The 17,298-nt window shown below is 70.6% G+C and carries 15 protein-coding genes and 2 pseudogenes; 6 read left to right on the top strand and 11 right to left on the bottom strand.

Annotation, left to right across the window (positions count from 1 at the left end; translation table 11 throughout):
• Positions 1-33: 33 nt before the first annotated feature.
• The 5 genes and pseudogenes from ACIQU4_RS05690 to ACIQU4_RS05670 all read right to left on the bottom strand — a co-directional run bounded on the left by ACIQU4_RS05690 (position 34) and on the right by ACIQU4_RS05670 (position 2,493).
• The gene (locus tag ACIQU4_RS05690) at positions 34-330 is read right to left on the bottom strand and encodes an SHOCT domain-containing protein (protein WP_403726225.1); all 297 of its coding nucleotides are present in this window, start codon (positions 328-330) and stop codon (positions 34-36) included.
• 92 nt (positions 331-422) lie between these two features.
• Positions 423-857, bottom strand: a complete 435-nt coding sequence (locus tag ACIQU4_RS05685) for a DUF6325 family protein (protein ID WP_403726223.1) — start codon at positions 855-857, stop codon at positions 423-425.
• 367 nt (positions 858-1,224) lie between these two features.
• Positions 1,225-1,461, bottom strand: a pseudogene (locus ACIQU4_RS05680) (FAD-dependent monooxygenase); the annotation flags it as partial.
• A 58-nt stretch (positions 1,462-1,519) separates the two neighbouring features.
• Positions 1,520-1,639 (bottom strand): annotated as a pseudogene (locus tag ACIQU4_RS05675) (sigma factor); the annotation flags it as partial.
• A 152-nt stretch (positions 1,640-1,791) separates the two neighbouring features.
• Complete coding sequence (locus ACIQU4_RS05670) at positions 1,792-2,493, bottom strand: alpha/beta hydrolase (RefSeq protein ID WP_403726221.1); 702 nt, start codon at positions 2,491-2,493, stop codon at positions 1,792-1,794.
• Between the two features lies 1 nt (position 2,494).
• On the opposite strand from ACIQU4_RS05670, the gene ACIQU4_RS05665 reads away from it, so the two are divergent.
• Positions 2,495-3,316 (top strand): cupin domain-containing protein, encoded by an 822-nt coding sequence (locus ACIQU4_RS05665; protein WP_403726219.1) that lies wholly within the window; start codon positions 2,495-2,497, stop codon positions 3,314-3,316.
• Complete coding sequence (locus ACIQU4_RS05660) at positions 3,313-3,525, top strand: helix-turn-helix domain-containing protein (protein ID WP_403726216.1); 213 nt, start codon at positions 3,313-3,315, stop codon at positions 3,523-3,525. The genes ACIQU4_RS05665 and ACIQU4_RS05660 overlap by 4 nt, the downstream gene beginning before the upstream one ends.
• A gap of 12 nt (positions 3,526-3,537) precedes the next feature.
• Here ACIQU4_RS05660 and ACIQU4_RS05655 read toward each other — a convergent pair whose 3' ends face one another.
• Positions 3,538-3,903 carry a hypothetical protein gene (locus tag ACIQU4_RS05655; RefSeq protein ID WP_403726213.1) on the bottom strand — a complete coding sequence of 122 codons (366 nt, stop codon included), beginning with the start codon at positions 3,901-3,903 and terminating at the stop codon, positions 3,538-3,540.
• A gap of 240 nt (positions 3,904-4,143) precedes the next feature.
• Between ACIQU4_RS05655 and ACIQU4_RS05650 the strand changes: the two genes are divergently transcribed.
• From ACIQU4_RS05650 to ACIQU4_RS05640, 3 genes are all read left to right on the top strand, one after another.
• Positions 4,144-4,680, top strand: coding sequence for an SMI1/KNR4 family protein (locus ACIQU4_RS05650; RefSeq protein WP_403726211.1), 537 nt, complete (start codon positions 4,144-4,146; stop codon positions 4,678-4,680).
• Between the two features lie 285 nt (positions 4,681-4,965).
• Complete coding sequence (locus ACIQU4_RS05645) at positions 4,966-5,922, top strand: formylglycine-generating enzyme family protein (RefSeq protein WP_403726208.1); 957 nt, start codon at positions 4,966-4,968, stop codon at positions 5,920-5,922.
• A 121-nt stretch (positions 5,923-6,043) separates the two neighbouring features.
• The gene (locus ACIQU4_RS05640; protein ID WP_403726205.1) at positions 6,044-8,401 is read left to right on the top strand and encodes an arylsulfatase; all 2,358 of its coding nucleotides are present in this window, start codon (positions 6,044-6,046) and stop codon (positions 8,399-8,401) included.
• Between the two features lie 98 nt (positions 8,402-8,499).
• Here ACIQU4_RS05640 and ACIQU4_RS05635 read toward each other — a convergent pair whose 3' ends face one another.
• Positions 8,500-9,453 (bottom strand): DUF389 domain-containing protein, encoded by a 954-nt coding sequence (locus ACIQU4_RS05635; RefSeq protein ID WP_403726202.1) that lies wholly within the window; start codon positions 9,451-9,453, stop codon positions 8,500-8,502.
• 222 nt (positions 9,454-9,675) lie between these two features.
• Between ACIQU4_RS05635 and ACIQU4_RS05630 the strand changes: the two genes are divergently transcribed.
• Positions 9,676-11,496 carry a glycoside hydrolase family 15 protein gene (locus ACIQU4_RS05630; RefSeq protein ID WP_403726199.1) on the top strand — a complete coding sequence of 607 codons (1,821 nt, stop codon included), beginning with the start codon at positions 9,676-9,678 and terminating at the stop codon, positions 11,494-11,496.
• A gap of 118 nt (positions 11,497-11,614) precedes the next feature.
• Here ACIQU4_RS05630 and ACIQU4_RS05625 read toward each other — a convergent pair whose 3' ends face one another.
• The 4 genes from ACIQU4_RS05625 to ACIQU4_RS05610 all read right to left on the bottom strand — a co-directional run bounded on the left by ACIQU4_RS05625 (position 11,615) and on the right by ACIQU4_RS05610 (position 17,296).
• Complete coding sequence (locus ACIQU4_RS05625) at positions 11,615-13,381, bottom strand: cation:proton antiporter (protein WP_403726197.1); 1,767 nt, start codon at positions 13,379-13,381, stop codon at positions 11,615-11,617.
• A gap of 71 nt (positions 13,382-13,452) precedes the next feature.
• Entirely contained in the window at positions 13,453-14,472 is a 1,020-nt protein-coding gene (locus ACIQU4_RS05620; RefSeq protein ID WP_403726194.1) for a cytochrome d ubiquinol oxidase subunit II, read from the bottom strand.
• Positions 14,469-15,929: a cytochrome ubiquinol oxidase subunit I gene (locus ACIQU4_RS05615; RefSeq protein WP_403726193.1), complete on the bottom strand. Its 1,461-nt coding sequence runs from the start codon at positions 15,927-15,929 to the stop codon at positions 14,469-14,471. Before ACIQU4_RS05615 ends, ACIQU4_RS05620 begins: the two co-directional genes overlap by 4 nt.
• On the bottom strand, positions 15,926-17,296 hold the full coding sequence (locus ACIQU4_RS05610; RefSeq protein WP_403726191.1) for an NAD(P)/FAD-dependent oxidoreductase: 1,371 nt from the start codon (positions 17,294-17,296) through the stop codon (positions 15,926-15,928). Before ACIQU4_RS05610 ends, ACIQU4_RS05615 begins: the two co-directional genes overlap by 4 nt.
• Positions 17,297-17,298 lie beyond the last annotated feature (2 nt).

Genomic DNA, 17,298 nt, shown 5'->3' with positions numbered 1-17,298 from the left:
GGGTGTGTCCCGTCTCGGTTCCGGACGTCCGTGTCAAGCGAGGAGTTTGGCCTTCTCGGCCGCGAACTCCTCGTCGGTCAGCAGACCTTGGGCCTTCAAGTCGCCCAGTTGCTTGAGCTGCTCGATCCTGGTGCTCATGTCGTCGCCGGGGGCTGCGGCGGGCGGCGGCGCCGGGGCGGGCGGGGGCGGGGGCGGCTCCTGAGCCGCCTGCTGCGGTTCGTTCTGCTGTGCCCATCGGCCCGCCTGCCGCCGCGAGACGCGGTTCGACACCGCGGTGGCTGTTCCGGCCACCACGGCTGTACGGGCGACGCCACGAAGAAGTCCGGGCATGTTCGTTCATCTCCCAGGGGTGTACGGGTGGGCCGGAGCAACCTGATGGCACGGCCCGGGTCTTCGAGCGGCTGCCGGACCGCCGGGGGCCGTCACGTCGACTCGCCCGCCTCGAGCGAGGCCAGCAGGGCCTGTACGGGGATGCGTCCGCTTGCCACCATCTGCGCACCACTGCGCCGCAGGGCCCGGGCGAAGGGGGCGGCCCACACGTTCTCGTACACGAGGATCGCGGCGGAGTTGCCGGGCTCCAGCGCTGCCCCTGCCTCGTCGAAGTCGCCCTGGTCGAGCAGTCCGGACGACGCACCTTCGAAGACGGTCAGATCGGCCTCGTCCCCGAGATCCCTGATTTCGACCGCGACGACCGAGCCGTCCATGTCCTTGCGGACGAACTGCAAGTCCAGGATGCGGATGAGGCCGCGTTCGACGAGGTCGACGAGCAGGGGCAGGCCCTCGCCCGTCATGCGGTTGCCCCGGAACTCGACGATCAGGTAGTCGATGGGACCCATGTCTTCGATGTCGACGCTCATGGCCACTCCTCACGAGCGGATTGCAGTCCGGGCCGTGCCCACAGCCCCTGGTCAAGGGGTGCACGCCACGACACACGGCGACGGACAGCCCACCACAGCCATTGCAGCACCCTGCCGGAGGCTGCGCACTTCCGCGGGTTACGGACGGGCCCAGGCCGGCCGGCGCTGGACGAGGTGCTCGCGGTCGGCGGGCTGATCGCGATCACGATCTTCCTGCTCGTCATGGCCGCGCTGATGATCCCCGGCGGGGGGCTGACCGACCGCTACGGCCGCAAGCGCTGCTGAAACCGGGCCGGGGCGGCCGGTCGAGGGCGACGTCGCCCAGCCAGCCGAGCACGGCGGAGGGAGTGCCCGGGAACTCGATGCCGGCCGCGGTGCGCACCGTACTGCGGGAAACGTCGCAGCCGACGACGTACGCCGCACCGAGCTCGTACGGTCCGTCCGGCCCCTGCACCCGCACGGTCACCGACTCCGCCTGCTCGGTGAACCCCGTGACGCGGTGTCCGCGCACGATCCGGGCGCCCAGCGCGAGCGCCCGTCCCTCCAGCAGCTCCTCGGTCCGGGCCTGCGGCAGGGCGAGTGTGTACGGGAACGGGGTGTCCAACTCCCGGGAGGTCGAGGCGGCCTTCGAGCACGGCGAAGTGGCCGCCGGGGATGCGCAGGCCTTCGGCCGCGGGGTCCCGTACGTCGCCGATGCGCCGCAGCGCGATCAACGCGGCTTCCTGCACCGCGTCCTCCGCGTCGGGCCCGTACCCGAGCAGGCTCAGCGCCACCGCGCGCATCGGAAGGATCGGAAGGATCGGAAGGAACCGACCGTCGGAACTCCAGGGGCGTCGTGGGGTCCCCCGCGGATCCCGTGGCGGGCACGGGATCCGCGGGCGCAGGGATCAGCACAATGCGGTGAGCACGGCGTACGAACGCCTGCGGGCGTTGCTCATGCGGTGGCTCCGGCCGCGGCCTTCTTGACGAGCGCGGCGACCTCGCCGGGCTTGGACACGTACACGGCGTGGCTGCCGCCGGTCTCGGTGACCGTCGCTCCTGCCCGTTCCGCCATGGCGCGCTGGGCCGGGGGCGGGATCATGTGGTCGTCGGTGGCTACGAGGTAGAAGCTCGGCTTGGTGTGCCAGGCCGGCTGGTTGACCGGCCCGCCCAGCGCCTCCAGGCCCCACGGCACCTGGGAGTCGGCGAGGAACCGGGCGTCTTCGGCCGGCAGGTCTCCGGCGAAGGCCGCGGCGAACTTCTCCCGGTCGAGGAAGAGGAACCCTCCCTCGGGCGGCAGGATCGGCGGGACGGGGGCTCCCGGCGGCGGGTCGGCGATGAGGGTGTTCACGGACTCGCCCTTGTCGGGCGCGAACGCCGCGACGTACACGAGCGCCGTCACGTTCGGGTGATTGCCGGCCTCGGAGATCACGGCGCCGCCGTAGGAGTGTCCGACCAGGACGGTGGGGCCGTCTTGGGCGTCGAGTGCCCGCGTGGTCGTGGCGACGTCGCCTTCGAGGGAGAGGGTGGGGTTCTGGACGACGGTGACGGCGTACCCATCCGCGCGCAGCAGGTCGTACACCCCCCTCCAGCCCGATCCGTCGACGAATCCGCCGTGGACGAGGACGACGTTCCTTGCTTCCGAAGCAGTACTCACGATGCGTTTGCTCCCTCTGTTCGGTGATGCCTTGACCGCACGGCCAAAGTCACGGGGCGGCCCCACTGGAGTGATGACCCATCAAGGAGAGGCCGCAACCGATTCCTGCGCCAGCAGGCGCGCCCGGGCCCGGGCAGGCCGACCGGTGACCCGACGCCAACTGGATGCACGGCCGCCCGGCCTTCCCGGCGCCGGGTCGCTCAAGATCCAGGCAGTGCTCCGGAGTGTCGTCTGGCTGGTGATAGAGGGCATCGGCCACCAACCGGTACGCCTGGAGGCGAGAGACATCGCCGTCTTCGCGGGCGACCGGAGTTACACCCTGTCGAGCGACCCGGCCCTGCCACCCGTTGACGCGCTGCCCCTGCTCAAGGCGAGCACCGAGTCCTTCCTCCACACGGTGGACGCGGCGGGACGGGACACCGTCACGATCGGCGGGCACATCGACCTCAACACCACCGGCAGGGACCTCCTGCTGAGCGCCCTCCCGCCACTGATGCACGTCAGAGCCACCACGGCCGAGGCGCCGGCGGCCTGCTGGCTCATGGACCAGCCGTTGCGCGAGATGCGGTCGGACGCCCCGGGGGCCACCTTCGCCGCCGACCACCTCGCGCAGCTGCTCTTCGTCCAGGTCCTGCGCGCCTTCCCGACCGACGCGAACTCCGACTCCTACCCCACCGGATGGCGGCGGGCCCTCGCCGACGAACGTATCGCTCCCGCCTTACGACTCACGCACGGAGACCCGGCCCACCCCGGGACCCTGCCCGAACTCGCCCGCGCCGCCGCCATGTCCGCACCAGCTTCGCGCAGCCCTTCAAGGAGGTGACGGGCGTACCGCCCCTCACCTACCTCTGCGGTTGGCGGATGCGCCTGGCCCGGCACACCCTGCGCCGCGGGGACACCCCGGTGTCCGTCATCGGCTCATCCCCCGGTTACAGCACCGAGAGCGCCTTCGGCAACGCCTTCAGCAACGCCTTCAAGCGCACCACCGGACTGGCCCCCCGCGGCTACCGGGAGGCAGCACGAGCCGGCTGAGCGGCCGCCGAGTCAGCAGCGCGTTGCCGCGGCGTCGTCGGCCCCGTGGCCCTGCCCTCCCTGCGGGCCGGGGTCACGGGGCGGCCAGGTCACCTCCCGCAGCGCCGCGATCGCGTGCAGCATCCCGTCCGTGCGACCGGCGAGCAGGCCCCGGGGGGTGTGAACGCTCCAGAGGGCGCCCGAACACTGCTCGGCCCTGCCCAGGGGGAGCGGGTGGGTGATGTCCGTGACGTCCTGGATGACGATCGCGCCGTCGGCTCTCGCCGCGCTGTAGCTGCGGCCCATGCACTTCAAGACCGTGGGCCGCGAGGTGATCTCGTCGAGTCCCAGAGGGGGAACCCCCCGCTCGAACTCCGCTCCGGGCAATGGACCGCGCATGAGGCCTCCGTTACAGCACGCGACCGATCAAAAGCCCATGGTAACCACGAGAGGGCAACGAGCCCGCAGCCCAATCAGCTCACCCGTCCGCGACACCTGCGCAGCGGTCCGGAGCCACGGCTGAAGGGCGCTTGGGCTACCGCATCGGCTACACCCTCGCCTTGACGTGAGCGAAGAGGGGGTTGAGGGACATCGGAACGAAGACCGGTGCTAAAAGATTGTTGTATGTGGGTTCAGCGAGTGATCGAACTGACCGGGTGGGAGCCGCTCGGGATCTCCGTCGACTGGGCGGCGATCGAGGGAGAGCTGGGGGTTCCGCTGCCGGCGGACTACAAGGAGCTCTACGAGGCGTTCAGCGGCGGCGTCTTCAGTGATTGCGTCTACATTCTGGGGCGCGACGAGGGCATCTCGTTCGACTTCCTGACACAGTGGCGGGTCTCCCTGTCGACCGACCAGGGCAGCAGGCTCGGAAGCGTCTCCGCCGTCGATCCCTATGCGATCTACGCGCCGGGCGGCAAGGGGCTGGTTGAGTGGGGCTCCACCGAATGGGCCGACGAGTACTTCTGGCTGATCGATGCCGAGCGGCCGGGCGAGTACCCCGTCCTTGCGCGGTCCAATGACGTCGGCGGATGGCACCGGTACGACATGTCCACCTCTGAGTTCCTCTACCGCATCCTTGCCGATGCCGTTTTCCAACCTTTCGGGATCGCGCAGTACGACCTCGGCACGACGTTCAAGCCCGGCTCCGGCGGCCCCATCGACGGCCAGCCGCTCTGACGAGAGGCCGGCCGTCCCACGTTCGTGGACACGACAGTGCCGTCGTTTCTCATCGAGATCCGTAGAGATCAACGAAGCCAGGATGCCCCTGCTCGTGGACGCGGATCTGCTTCGCGTCGCTCTCGCCGCGTACGCCGGTGAGCGCGCGTCCGGCCGGAAGGAAACCGGCTGCCGACGGACAATCCCTGGTAGAGGACGCCCAGCCCGAACGATGATCCGCAAGCGCGGATGTGCCCTGCCCCCGTACTCGGGCCGGGCGCTCCCCCAGTCAGAGAGTCGCCCAGGATGAAGCACGACAGGCCCGCTTGCTGCACCCCCGGCCGCGCCGAGCACGCACAGAACGCCGCGACCCGGCACACACCCGCACCCGCGGTCGCCGCGGGCTTCTGCGGACCGGCCGTCCGCCTGGAAGGCGGCACCTTCGCCATGGGCAGCGCCGACGCCCTCGCCTACCCCGAGGACGGCGAAGGACCGGTACGGCAGGTCACACTCAGCCCTTTCAGCATCGACCCCCACTGCGTCACCAACGCCCGCTTCCGGTCCTTCGCCGACACCACCGGCCACGTCACCGATGCCGAGCGCTACCAGGCGTCGTTCGTGTTCGGCGGACTGCTCCCCGACACCTTCCCGCCGACACGGGCGGTCGCGGCCGCGCCGTGGTGGCGCGAGGTCCCCGGCGCCGACTGGCGCCACCCCGAGGGCCCACACTCCGACCTCACCGGCCGGGACGACCACCCCGTCGTGCACGTCTCCTGGAACGACGCCGCCGCCTACTGCGCCTGGGCCGGGCGGCGCCTGCCCACCGAGGCACAGTGGGAGTACGCCGCACGCGGCGGCCTGCGGGGCATGCCCTTCCCCTGGGGCGCCGAACTGCGGCCCGACGGCCAGCACCGGATGAACGTCTGGAATGGCACGTTCCCGGGGCACAACACCCGCGAGGACGGCTACCTCGGCACCTGTCCCGTCGACGCCTTCGAACCCAACGCGTACGGCCTCCACAACATGACCGGCAACGTGTGGGAGTGGACCGCCGACCGGTTCCACCCAACCTGGCACGCCACCGGCCCCCGACAGGACCCGACCGGCCCGCCCACCGGCACCGCCCGTTCCCTGCGCGGCGGCTCCTACCTCTGCCACGCCTCCTACTGCCGCCGCTACCGTGTCTCCGCACGGATGGCCAACACCCCCGACTCCTCCACCGGCAACATCGGCTTCCGTTGCGCCGGGCCGCCCGAGCCCTAGGGGGTGTCCGGAGGCCCTCAGGAACCAACGACGACCTGCCTGCCGCCAGCAGCCATCACCGGTTGCAGGCATCGGGACGGTCACTGACGCTGGGCAAAGGACCAGCGTGAGGAGACCTGCCATGGCCAAGCCATTTCGCGGTGTCGTCAACCTCGACATCCGCGACTCGGTCCCGGACTGGGGACCTTACGAGCAACCCAAGGCCCCGGCCGGCTCTCCGAACGTGCTGTACATCGTGCTCGACGACGTGGGCTTCGGTGCCATGGGCTGCTACGGCGGCCCCATCGAGACGCCCAACATCGACAGGATCGCGGCGAATGGCCTGCGCTACGGCCAGTGGCACACCACCGCGCTGTGCTCCCCGACCCGCTCGTGCCTGCTGACCGGCCGCAACCACACGACCAACGGCATGGCCTGCATCAGCGAGTGCGCGGTCGGTTTCCCCGGCGCGAACGGACACGTTCCCCCGGAGTGCGCCACGCTCGCGGAGATCCTCGTCGAGCAGGGATTCAGCACGGCCCTGGTCGGCAAGTGGCACCTGTGCGCCGAGGACGAGATGAACCTGGCGTCCACCAAACGCAACTGGCCGATCGGCCGGGGATTCGAACGCTTCTACGGCTTCCTCGGGGCTGAGACCAGTCAGTGGTATCCGGACCTGGTGCACGACAACCACCCCGTCGAGCAGCCGTCCACGCCCGAGGACGGTTACCACTTCGGTGTCGACATCACCGACAAGGCCCTGGAGTTCATCAGCGACGTGAAGGCGATCGCTCCGGAGCGTCCGGTGTTCCTTTACTACGCACCCGGGTGCGCGCACGCGCCGCACCAGGTGCCGTCGGAGTGGGTCGAGCGCTACCGGGGCCGGTTCGACGCCGGCTACGAGGCGATGAGGGAAGAGACCATGGCCCGGCAGAAGGAGATGGGCCTGATCCCGCAGAACACCGAGCTGCCTCCGCTCAACCCGATCGGGACCCCCGAGACCCGCACCGGCCCTGGTGGCGAACCGTTCCCGCCTCTGGACTTCACCCGGCCCTGGGACACCCTGTCCGACGACGAGAAGCGCCTCTTCGCCCGCATGGCCGAGGTGTACGCGGGGTTCCTCTCGCACTGCGACGACCAGATCGGCCGTCTGCTCGACTACCTGGAGACCACCGAGCAGCTGGACAACACCATCATCGTCGTGGTCTCCGACAACGGGGCCAGCGGCGAGGGCGGTCCGAACGGCTCGGTCAACGAGAACAAGATCGCCAACGGAGTCCCGGACGACCTCGCCGAGAACCTGGCCATGCTGGACGAGCTGGGCGGCACCAAGTCCTACGGCCACTACCCGAACGGCTGGGCGATGGCCTTCAACGCCCCGTTCAAGATGTGGAAGCGCTACTCGTTCAACGGCGGGACCTGCGACCCGTGCGTGATCTCCTGGCCGGCCGGCATCAAGGCCCGCGGCGAGACACGCGACCAGTACCACCACGCCGTCGACCTGGTCCCGACGTTGCTGGACTGCTTGGACATCGAACTCCCCGAGACGGTCAAGGGCCACACCCAGCACCCCATCGAGGGTGTGAGCATGCGCTACAGCTTCGACACCGGCAGCATCCCGACCGCCAAGCACACCCAGTTCTACTCGATGCTCGGCTCCCGGGGGATCTGGCACGACGGCTGGAAGGCCGTCACCACCCACCCCACGCTCAGCGGATGGAGCCACTTCCCCGACGACACCTGGGAGCTCTACAACACGATGGAGGACCGCGCCGAACTCCACGACCTCGCCGCGGAGGAGCCCGGCAAACTCGCCGAACTCATCGGCCTGTGGTTCCACGAGGCGGGCGCCCACCAGGCGTTCCCGCTCGACGACCGCTCCGGCGTCGAGATCATCACCAACCCTCGGCCGCAGCTCGCACCGCCGCGCGACCGCTACGTGTACCGCCCCGGCGGCGCGGAGGTGCCCGAGTCGGTCGCGGTCTCCATCCGCGGGCGTTCCTACTCGATCGGCGCGCTGGTCGACCTGCCCGGCCCGGGCGCGTCCGGTGTGCTGTTCTCGCACGGTGGCCGCTTCGGCGGCCACGCCCTCTACGTCAAGGACAACCGGCTGCACTACGTCTACAACTTCCTTGGCAGCGAGGAGCAGCGGATCAGCGCGGCCGAGGACCTGCCGACCGGCCGCGATCTGCTGCTCGCGGCGTCCTTCGACAAGGACGGTGAGGACCCGCCCGGCACCTCCCACGGCACCCTCAGCCTCTACTACGGCGAGCGCAAGGTCGGTGAACGCCGGATCAGGACCCAGCCGGGGAAGTTCAGCGTCGCGGGCGAGGGCCTCAACATCGGCCGCGACGGCGGCGACGCCGTCACCGACGACTATTCCGGCACCCGCCCCTGGGCCTTCACCGGCGGAAGGATCGAGCGGGTGGTCGTCGACGTCAGTGGCGCGGCGTTCGTCGACCTCGAACGCGAAGCCGCCGCCATGCTCTCGCGCGAGTGAGGCGGCGGTCGCCCATGATGTCGCGCTCATCTGCGGCTCCTCGAAGGTGAAGGCGGGTGGCGGCGGCTGCCTCCACGACCGTTCCCCGGGGAGCACCCCTACCGCCGGGCTGCGAGTGCGCGCCGTGCACCGACCCGGCGCCAGATCTCCCGCTGGCAGCGGAGCGTGCCCGTGCCCACCACGATCAGCACCACGATGTTGACGACCAGCTGAATGAACGAGCCACGGGCCTCGCTCCAGCTCGCGAAAGCGGAGGAGACCGCGATGTCCGCGGCGGCCGGAATGGTCGTGACCGAGATGAACACCCCCAGCAGCGCACTCGTTCTCGCCTCGGTGAGGGAGACGATGCCGACGATGCCGGCCAACCCCGCCACGGCGAACGAAAAGAAGTCGGGCGAGTAGATCAGATGGGAAACCGGCCGGATGCCCAGGCTGAACGCCTTCGACTCGAAGCCGCACCAGCGGATCAGCAGGCTGAAAAGAAAGGTCACGACGATGGCCAGGAAAAAGCCCGAAAGCAGCGCCCGCAGCCCCTGCCGGACCCGGGACCGGTTCCTGCGGTCGAGACCGAGCGCGATGCTGACGATGGCCCCGTACTCGGGGCCGACGACCATGGCGGCGACGATGAGGATCTGGGAATTGGTGACGATTCCGACCGCACCGATGAGTCCGGCGACGACCAGGTAGAGGTAGAAGCTCGGCGCATACGTCCCCTCGGCCCGGATCCGTGCCTCGACCTGCTCCCAGACGGGTGCGTGGGTGAGTGCGCCGTGCCCGCCCGCCCCGGCGTCAGCACCTTCGCCGACGAAGGCCATGTCCACCGGTTCGATGACGATGGAGCCGCGACTGTCCAGGTGCAGCGCGCGCAGGGCGCGCAACACGTCGTTCGCCGCGCCGGTCAGCACGTCACAGGCGAGTGCGTCGCCGTCCGGGTGACGCACTGCGCCGGGCTGCACGATCAGGTTCAGGACCGAGGGGTCACCCGAAAGGAGATCGACGACCCGGCCGGTGAGGTCCGGCGGGCTCACCGCGCGGACATGGATCATGTCCAATCGTGAACCTCCACGTCCTACGGGATCCCGGCCGGCCGCCGGCCTCTGCAGGATCGCTCATACGGACCGCTCATCCACGGCAACGCCGCGCGTCGGGTGCCGGCATCCGGCGAGGGCCCGCAGAGACCGGGCCGTCGGCCGGCCGCGCCCGCCTCGACGGGCACCACCGGCGGTCCTGGCCGATAGTGATCCCAAAGGGACTACGCTGACCTGGGGAGACTCATGGACCGCTATCCGCCCATCGCCGAGCACGGCCTCATAGGCGACCTGCAGACCGCCGCGCTGGTGACCTCGCGCGGCGTCGTGGACTGGTTCGCCGCGCCCCGCTTCGACTCCCCCAGCATCTTCGCCGCCCTGCTGGACCACGACCGCGGCGGCTACTTCCGGCTCGCGTCGCAGGACCCGGAGGCCAGCTGTAAACAGCTGTACTACCCGGACACCGCCATCCTGGTCACCCGCTTCATGTCCCCCGACGGGGTGGGCGAGGTGATCGACTGGATGCCGCCGAACACCATCCGCACCCCGACCGACCGGCACACCTTGATCCGGACCGTGCGCAGCGTCCGCGGCACCGTCCGGTTCGACATGGAGTGCCGCCCCCGGTTCGACTACGGCCGGGCCTCCCATGACCTCGACCTGCGCCCCGAGGGCGCCGTCTTCCGGGCGCCGGGAGTCTGTGCGCACCTCCAGAGCACCTTTCCGGTGGAGCGTGACGGCGACGACCTGCGGGGCTCCGTCACGCTGAACGTGGGCGAATCGGCAGCAGTCATCTTCACCGTCTGCGACGCCGACGGCCAGGCCCCGCCACCGCCCACCGTCGACGGGATCACCCAGCAGCTCTGGGATGCGGCCGACTTCTGGCAACACTGGGTCCACGCCTCCAACTACCGTGGCCGCTGGCCCGACATGGTCAACCGCTCCGCCATCACCCTCAAGCTCCTCACCTACGCACCCACCGGCGCGCCGGTCGCCGCGGCCACCATGGGCCTGCCCGAGCAGGTCGGCGGCGAACGCAACTGGGACTACCGCTACACCTGGGTACGCGATGGCTCGCTCTCCGTACGCGCCTTGCTCGACCTCGGATTCGTCGAGGAGGCCGCCCACTTCACGCGCTGGCTCGGCGACCGGTTGCGCGAGTCCGCGGGCAAGGGCGGCGAACCGCTCCAGATCATGTACCGGGTCGACGGCGAACCGCTGTTGACCGAGGAGATCCTCGGCCATCTGGAGGGGTACCGGGGTTCCGCGCCGGTACGGCTGGGCAACGCGGCCTCCGATCAGTTGCAGCTGGACATCTATGGCGAGGCCCTCTACGCGCTGTCCGAAGGGCGCGAGATCGCGATCCAGTCCGGCTACCGGGGCTGGCAGGTGCTCGCCCGGACGCTGGACTGGCTGGCCGACTCCTGGGACCGTCCCGACGAGGGAATCTGGGAGACTCGCGGCGGCCGCCAGGACTTCACCTACAGCCGGGTCATGTGCTGGGCCGCCTTCGACCGCGGCGTGCGGCTGGCCGCCGAGTTCAGCCGGCCCGCGGACACCGACCGCTGGACGAAGACCCGCGACGCCATCCTGAAGCAGGTCATGGAGCGCGGATGGAGCGAGTCCAGCCAGGCCTACGTCCAGCACTACGGTGGCGACGCCGTCCTCGACGCCTCCCTTCTTCTCATGCCCCGGGTCGGCTTCGTCGCGGCCAGAGACCCGTCCTGGCTCTCCACCCTCGACGCCATGGACCGCACTCTGGTCTCCGACAGCCTCGTCTACCGCTACGACCCGGCCGCTTCCCCCGACGGCCTGCGCGGCTCCGAGGGCACCTTCAGCCTCTGCACCTTCCTGTACGTGGACGCACTCGCCCGCGCCGAACGCCTGCGGCCCGCCCGCTACACGTTCGAGAAGATGCACACCTACGCCAACCACGTCGGCCTCTTCGCCGAGGAGGTGGGCCCCACCGGCGAGCAACTCGGCAACTTCCCGCAGGCGTTCACCCACCTGTCGCTCATCATGGCGGCGTGCACCCTGGACGAAGCCCTCGACCGCCAGCGCGGCTGAGACGGCCCTGGGAGCAGGGGCCGTGCAGGCGCACCGGCGAACCGGCGAACCGGACCGTCCCGTACGGCTCGGGTGGCGGTCGAAGTCCGCCTCGGCCGGGGGCTGACGGTGGCCGTACCTACGGCGGGGACTTGGCCGCGGGTGTCAGAAGGATGGCGATGTCGCCGCCGCCCGGCGTCGGCGCGCCGGTCTCTGTGGCTGCGGTGAGCTGTCCGTCCGGCCGCACCAGGAACAGCATGTCGTGTCCGGCCGGGACGCCCTCGTCGACCCGGTGGACAACGATGCGGGCGCCGCCCGCGTACCGGCGGGCCAGTTCGGGCCGGTTGAGGCCATCCCCGAACAGCGCCTCGCTGCCCGTGCAGGGGGCGGCGACGCCGTGGCTGCGGGTGGGCGGCGCCAGGCAGAGGACGGGTCTCTCCACAGTCTCCTTGAGGGTCATGAACGCGAGGGCGTTGAAGTCGTCCTCGTCGGTGAGCAGTAGGACGTCCGTGATGCCCTCGCGTTCGGCGCCGGCGCCGGTGGCGGCGGCGAGCAGTTCACCGGGGGCCAGGTCGAGGTCGGCATTGGTGATGCTGCGGCGTTGGCCGTCGGGGCCGGCCCACATGAGCACGTCCAGGCCCGCGGAGCGCAGGGCGCGCCCCAGCTCGATCACCCAGGGGTCGCCGCCGACCAGGAGTGGTCGCGAGCGGGCCGAGCGGCGGACGTCGAGCCGACGGGCCACCGGGATCGCTGTCAGGCCGTACACCATGACGGTGGCGACGATCACCATGAAAGTGGCGGGAAGGATCTTCTGTGCGCCGCCGATGCCGGCCTGGACGAGCGAGACGGAGAAGGTGGAGGCGGTGGCCGCGGCGACGATGCCGCGCGGCGCCATCCAGCCGATGAACCAGCGCTCCCGGTAGGGAACGTCGGTTCGGGCGGTGGAGAGCATCGCCACCAGAGGCCGGACCACGAGGACGAGGGCGGCGACCAGGCCGAGGGTGGGCAGCGCCACGTGGCGCAGGGACTGCGGGGTCACCGTGGCCGAGATGGAGATGAACAGCAGGCCGATGATCAGTGAGACCAGCGCCTCGAAGAAGGGTCGGCGGGCGGGCATGTCCAGACCGGGCAGGTTGGCCAGCGCCACCCCCATGACGACGGCGGCGATCAGGCCGGTGTCGTCGCGAAAGGCGTCGCAGGCTGCTGCCACCGAGACCACTGCGGCGAGCTGCACCGTCGTGCCGAGTACCTCGTCGAGGGTGAGGTGGCGCAGGAGCAGCCAGAGCAGAGCGGCTCCGACGGCGCCGCCGGCGAGCCCGACTGCCGCGCTGCCGCAGAACATGGCGAACTGGCCGGCGAGGCCGTGCTGTCCGCTGGCCAGGACGCCGTGGAAGACGAACGCTCCGAGGATGCCTCCGAGCGGGTCGATCAGGGAGCCCTCCCAGACGAGGACGCATTGCAGGCGCTCCGTCGGGCGGACGAAGTTGAGCAGTGGCCCGACGACGGTCGGACCGCTGACGACGAGGATCGCGCCCAGCATCACGGCGGCGCTCAGCGACATGCCGATGATGGGGACGGCGAGCAGGGCCGCGGACACCCAGGTGACCAGGGCCCCGAGCCAGACCAGCCGGACCACGACGGTGCGGGTGTGGCCCTTGAGGTGGCGAAGGTCGAGTCCGAGGCCTGCGTCGTAGAGGATGACCGCGACGGCGAGGGAGACCAGTGGGGAGAATGCGGGACCGAGCAGTTTCTGGGGGTTGACGTCGTCGGTCAGCGTGCCCGCGATGAACCCGGCCGGAAGCAGCAGGAGGATCGCCGGGACGCGCAGCAGGCTTGCGACCAGCTGGGAGCCGACGGCGAGGGCCACGATCAGTCCGGCGCCGATCAGGATCTGACTCGATGTCATTGCGGCCCTTCCGTGGAGACCGTCCTACCCGGCGAGTTGGCGGGTCCTCCTGCCGACTCGCCAGAGGGTCGCTACCGGTTGACGTCCTCGTCGGTGAGGGGTTCCAGCACGCCGTGGGTGTCGAGGCGGTAGAGGACGACGAGGGCAGGACCGATCAGTACGAGGGCGACGGCGGCCACGATGAGCATCCACTGCAGCGGCGCGCTCGCCCCCGCGCCCTGCTGGACGGTCAGCGAGGTGGGCACCAGGTACGGGTGCTGGGCGAAGCCCCAGGCCGCGACCCCCAGCGCCACGACGGCGACCGCGCTGTACCGCGCCCATCCGGCGGCCTGGCCTGCGACCAGCCAGGCCGTGACCACCAGCGCCACCAGGGAGGCGAGGAGGAGGCCGAGCCCGGCGCCGTGGGTGAGCCCTTGGTGGACGTACGAGGCGTGCGGGTCGGTCACGGTCAGACCGATCACGCTGACGACCAGCAGGGCGGCGCTGCCGGCCCAGGCGCGGATCCGGAAGTACCGGACGAGGTCGGGGGCGTCGAAGCGGCGGGCGTCGACAGTGAGGAACACCGCGCCGAGGAAGGCGACGGCGGCGACGGCGACCAGTCCGGCCATGATCGAGGTGGTGTTGGCCCAGGCGTCCGCCGAAGCGGTGGTGCCCGGTGCGACTCGCCCGGAGGCCACCGCGCCGATCACCGTGCCCAGGAAGAACGGGGTGAGCAGCGAGGCAACGGCGAACACCGCGCCGTAGAACCGGCGTGCGGCGAGCCGCCTGGTGGGCTTGCGCAGGGCGAACCCGGCGCCGCGCAGCACCATGCCGACGGCCGCGAGCGCAAGCGGGAGCCACAGGGCGGTGAAGACCGTCTGGAAGAAGACCGGGAAGCCGGTCCACATCAGGATGAGGACGAAGATCAGCCAGACGTTGTTGACCTCCCAGACCGGTGCCATGGCATGGTCGACCAGCCACCGCGGGCGCTTCCCGCGTTCGGCGCCACCTGCGAGGAGGTCCCAGAACCCCGCGCCGTAGTCGACGCCGCCGCCGCAGGCGTACGCGGCGATCGCGAGCAGCAGGATCAAGGCGACGATGTCCGCGGTCACAGCTCGCTCCCGGGCGCCCGGCGGGGACCGGGGCCGACGGCCGGTTCCGGGCGCGGGCCGTACGGGGTGTCCGTCTCGGGGCCCTCGGCAAGCGCCCGGGCGGAGCCGGCGTCGGCAAGGCGCCAGCCGGTGCGCATTTTCAGCACGACGGCGAGGAAGGCGCCGAAGACGAGCACGTAGACCGCGACGACGAGGCCGAACATGGTCCACAACGATGAGGCAGCGGTGGGTGTGACCGCTTCGGAGACCCGCATGTTCTCGTAGACGATCCAGGGTTGGCGGCCCACCTCGGTGGTGATCCAGCCGCACTCGACGGTGATCACGCTGGCGACCCCGGCGAGGGCGGCGCACCGGAAGAACCACCGGGAGCGGGGCAGGTCGCGGTGGCGGAACCAGCACCAGGCGTACCAGAGGGCGAGCAGGATGAGGACACTGCCGAAGATGGCCATGATGTCGAACGCCCAGTGGGCGATGGTGGCCTGGGTGGCGGTGGGCCGGTCGGACGCGGGTACCGAGGTCAGCCCGGTGACCTGGGTGTCGGGCCTGAACCCGGCGAGGATGGAGTCGAGTTGGGGGATCTTCAGGCCGCCCTTGATGGTGCCGTCCTCCTGGAGGCGGCCGAACAGGTACTCGGGCACGTGGGTGTCGGTGTCCCAGACCAGCTCGGCGGCGGCAAACTTGACCGGCTGCTTGTGGAAGACCTGCCTTGCGATGTTGTCGCCGAGCACGAACTGCACGGGCGTGAGGATCGCCGCGACGGTGAACGGCACGGTGAAGCCCAGGCGGTGGTAGCGGTCGCGCCGCCCGCGCAGCCAGCCGACCGCATAGACGCCGGCCACGACGTAGCCCGCAGTCAGGAACATCGCCACCGCGAAGTGCCAGTACTGCGGGCCGAACATCGGGGTGAAGACCGCTTGTTGGACGCTGACGTTCACGGGCTTGCCCGACGCGTCGAGGGTGAAGCCCCGCGGAGTGTTCATCCAGGAGTTGGCGGCGATGATGCCGAACGCGCCCATCAGGGCGACGAACGGCATCGGGACGCCCAGCCAGAAGTGCGTCCTGGGGTTCAGCCTGCGCCAGCCGTACAGGTAGATGGCGATCAGGATCGCCTCCAGGAAGAACGCCCAGGCCTCCACGCCGAAGCCGAGTCCGAAGACGTCGCCCCAGCGGCCCATCATGCCCGGCCACAGCAGACCGAATTCGAGCGAGAGCACCGTGCCCGTGACGATGCCGATGGCGAACTGCACGGCCATCACCGCGGACCACCGGCGGGCCAGCAGCAGCGCGACCGGGTCGTTCTTCCGCAGGCCCCGGTAGTGCATGACCAGGGTGATGAAGGGCAATGCCACCCCGAGCGGCACCAGGATGATGTGGGAGGCCAGGGTGAACGCCATGAGTTCCCGGGCGGGCAACAGCTGCGCGGGGGCGTCCGCCAGGAGCTGTGCTGCGGTGTTCATGCGGGCCTCGGTGGCTCGTGGCGGATGAGGGGGTCAGCCGGTGGACCGGACGGGGGGACGGCTTGCGCGACGGGGCTGTCCGAGACCGTCGGGGTGAAGGCGCGCTCCCGGCGCGAACCGGAGGCGAACACCACCGCCCAGCTGACCAGCGCGCCGATCCGGCTGCGGAAACCGGTGAGGAAGACGATGTGGATGAACAGCCAGATCAGCCACCCGATCAGCCCCGAGGCGTGGAAGCGGCCCATCTTCACGACGGCCTTGCCCCGCGAGATGTACGCCGCGCTGCCCAGGTCCAGGTAGCGGAAGGGGCGCGGTGTGCGGGTCCGTCCCTCGACGGAGTGGCGGATCCGGCGTCCGGCGTAGGCGCCGCTCTGCATGGCCACCTCGGCGAGTCCGGGCAGCTTGTCCAGGCTCATCAGGTCGCCGACCACCCGGATCTCCGGATGCCCGGCGATGGTGAGGTCGGGCTCGACGCGGATGCGTCCCGCCCGGTCCTGCTCGGCGCCGGTCGCCCGGGCCAGTGCCGTCGCCAGCGGTGGTGCCTCGACCCCGGCCGTCCACAGCACCGTGCGCGCCTCCACCCGTTCCGTGCCACCGTCCTTGCGGCGTACCGTCAGACCCCGGTCGTCGACCTGGGTGACGATCGACCCCAGCTGAACCTCGACGCCGAGGGCGTCCAGCGTGCGGGCGGCCCGGCGTGAGAGCACCGGGCCGAACGCGCCGAGCACACCGTCCGAGCCTTCGAAGACCAGCACCCGCGCCCGACCGGGGTCCACGGCCCGGAACTCCCGGTCGAGCGTGTGGCCGGCGATCTCCCGGATCTGCCCGGCCAGCTCGACCCCGGTGGGGCCGCCGCCCACCAGGGCGAACGTGAGCCACTGCGCCCGCTCATGCGGGTCCTCGCTCGCCTCGGCCGCCTCGAAGGCCTGGTAGATCTTCGTACGCACCGTCAGCGCGTCCGCCAGCGTCTTCATACCGGGCGCGTACGACGCGAATTCGTCGTGCCCGAAGTACGACTGCCGCACGCCGATCCCCACGATCAGATCGTCGTAGGGCAGCTCCAGCGCGCCGCCGTCAGGCTTCAGCGCGTGGACGACCCGCCCGGCCGCGTCCACGCCGGTGGCCGTCGCCAGCACGCACCGCACCTGGGGGTGGCGACGCAGAACCGCCCTCAGCGGCTGGGCGATCTGCCCCTCCGAGAGGATGCCGGAGGCGCACTGGTACAGCAGCGGCTGGAACAGGTGGTGGGCGCAGCGGTCGACCAGGGTGACCGCGACCGGGGCGCTGCGCAGAGCCCGCACGGCGAAGAGGCCGGCGAAGCCACCGCCGAGGATCACCACCCGGCGGGGCGTGACGTGATCGTCCACGG

This window comes from Streptomyces sp. NPDC090741, assembly GCF_044769045.1.
Taxonomy (GTDB): Bacteria; Actinomycetota; Actinomycetes; order Streptomycetales; family Streptomycetaceae; genus Streptomyces.
The sequence above is the reverse complement of the archived record's forward strand: the minus strand, read 5'-3'. Positions and strand labels throughout refer to the sequence as shown.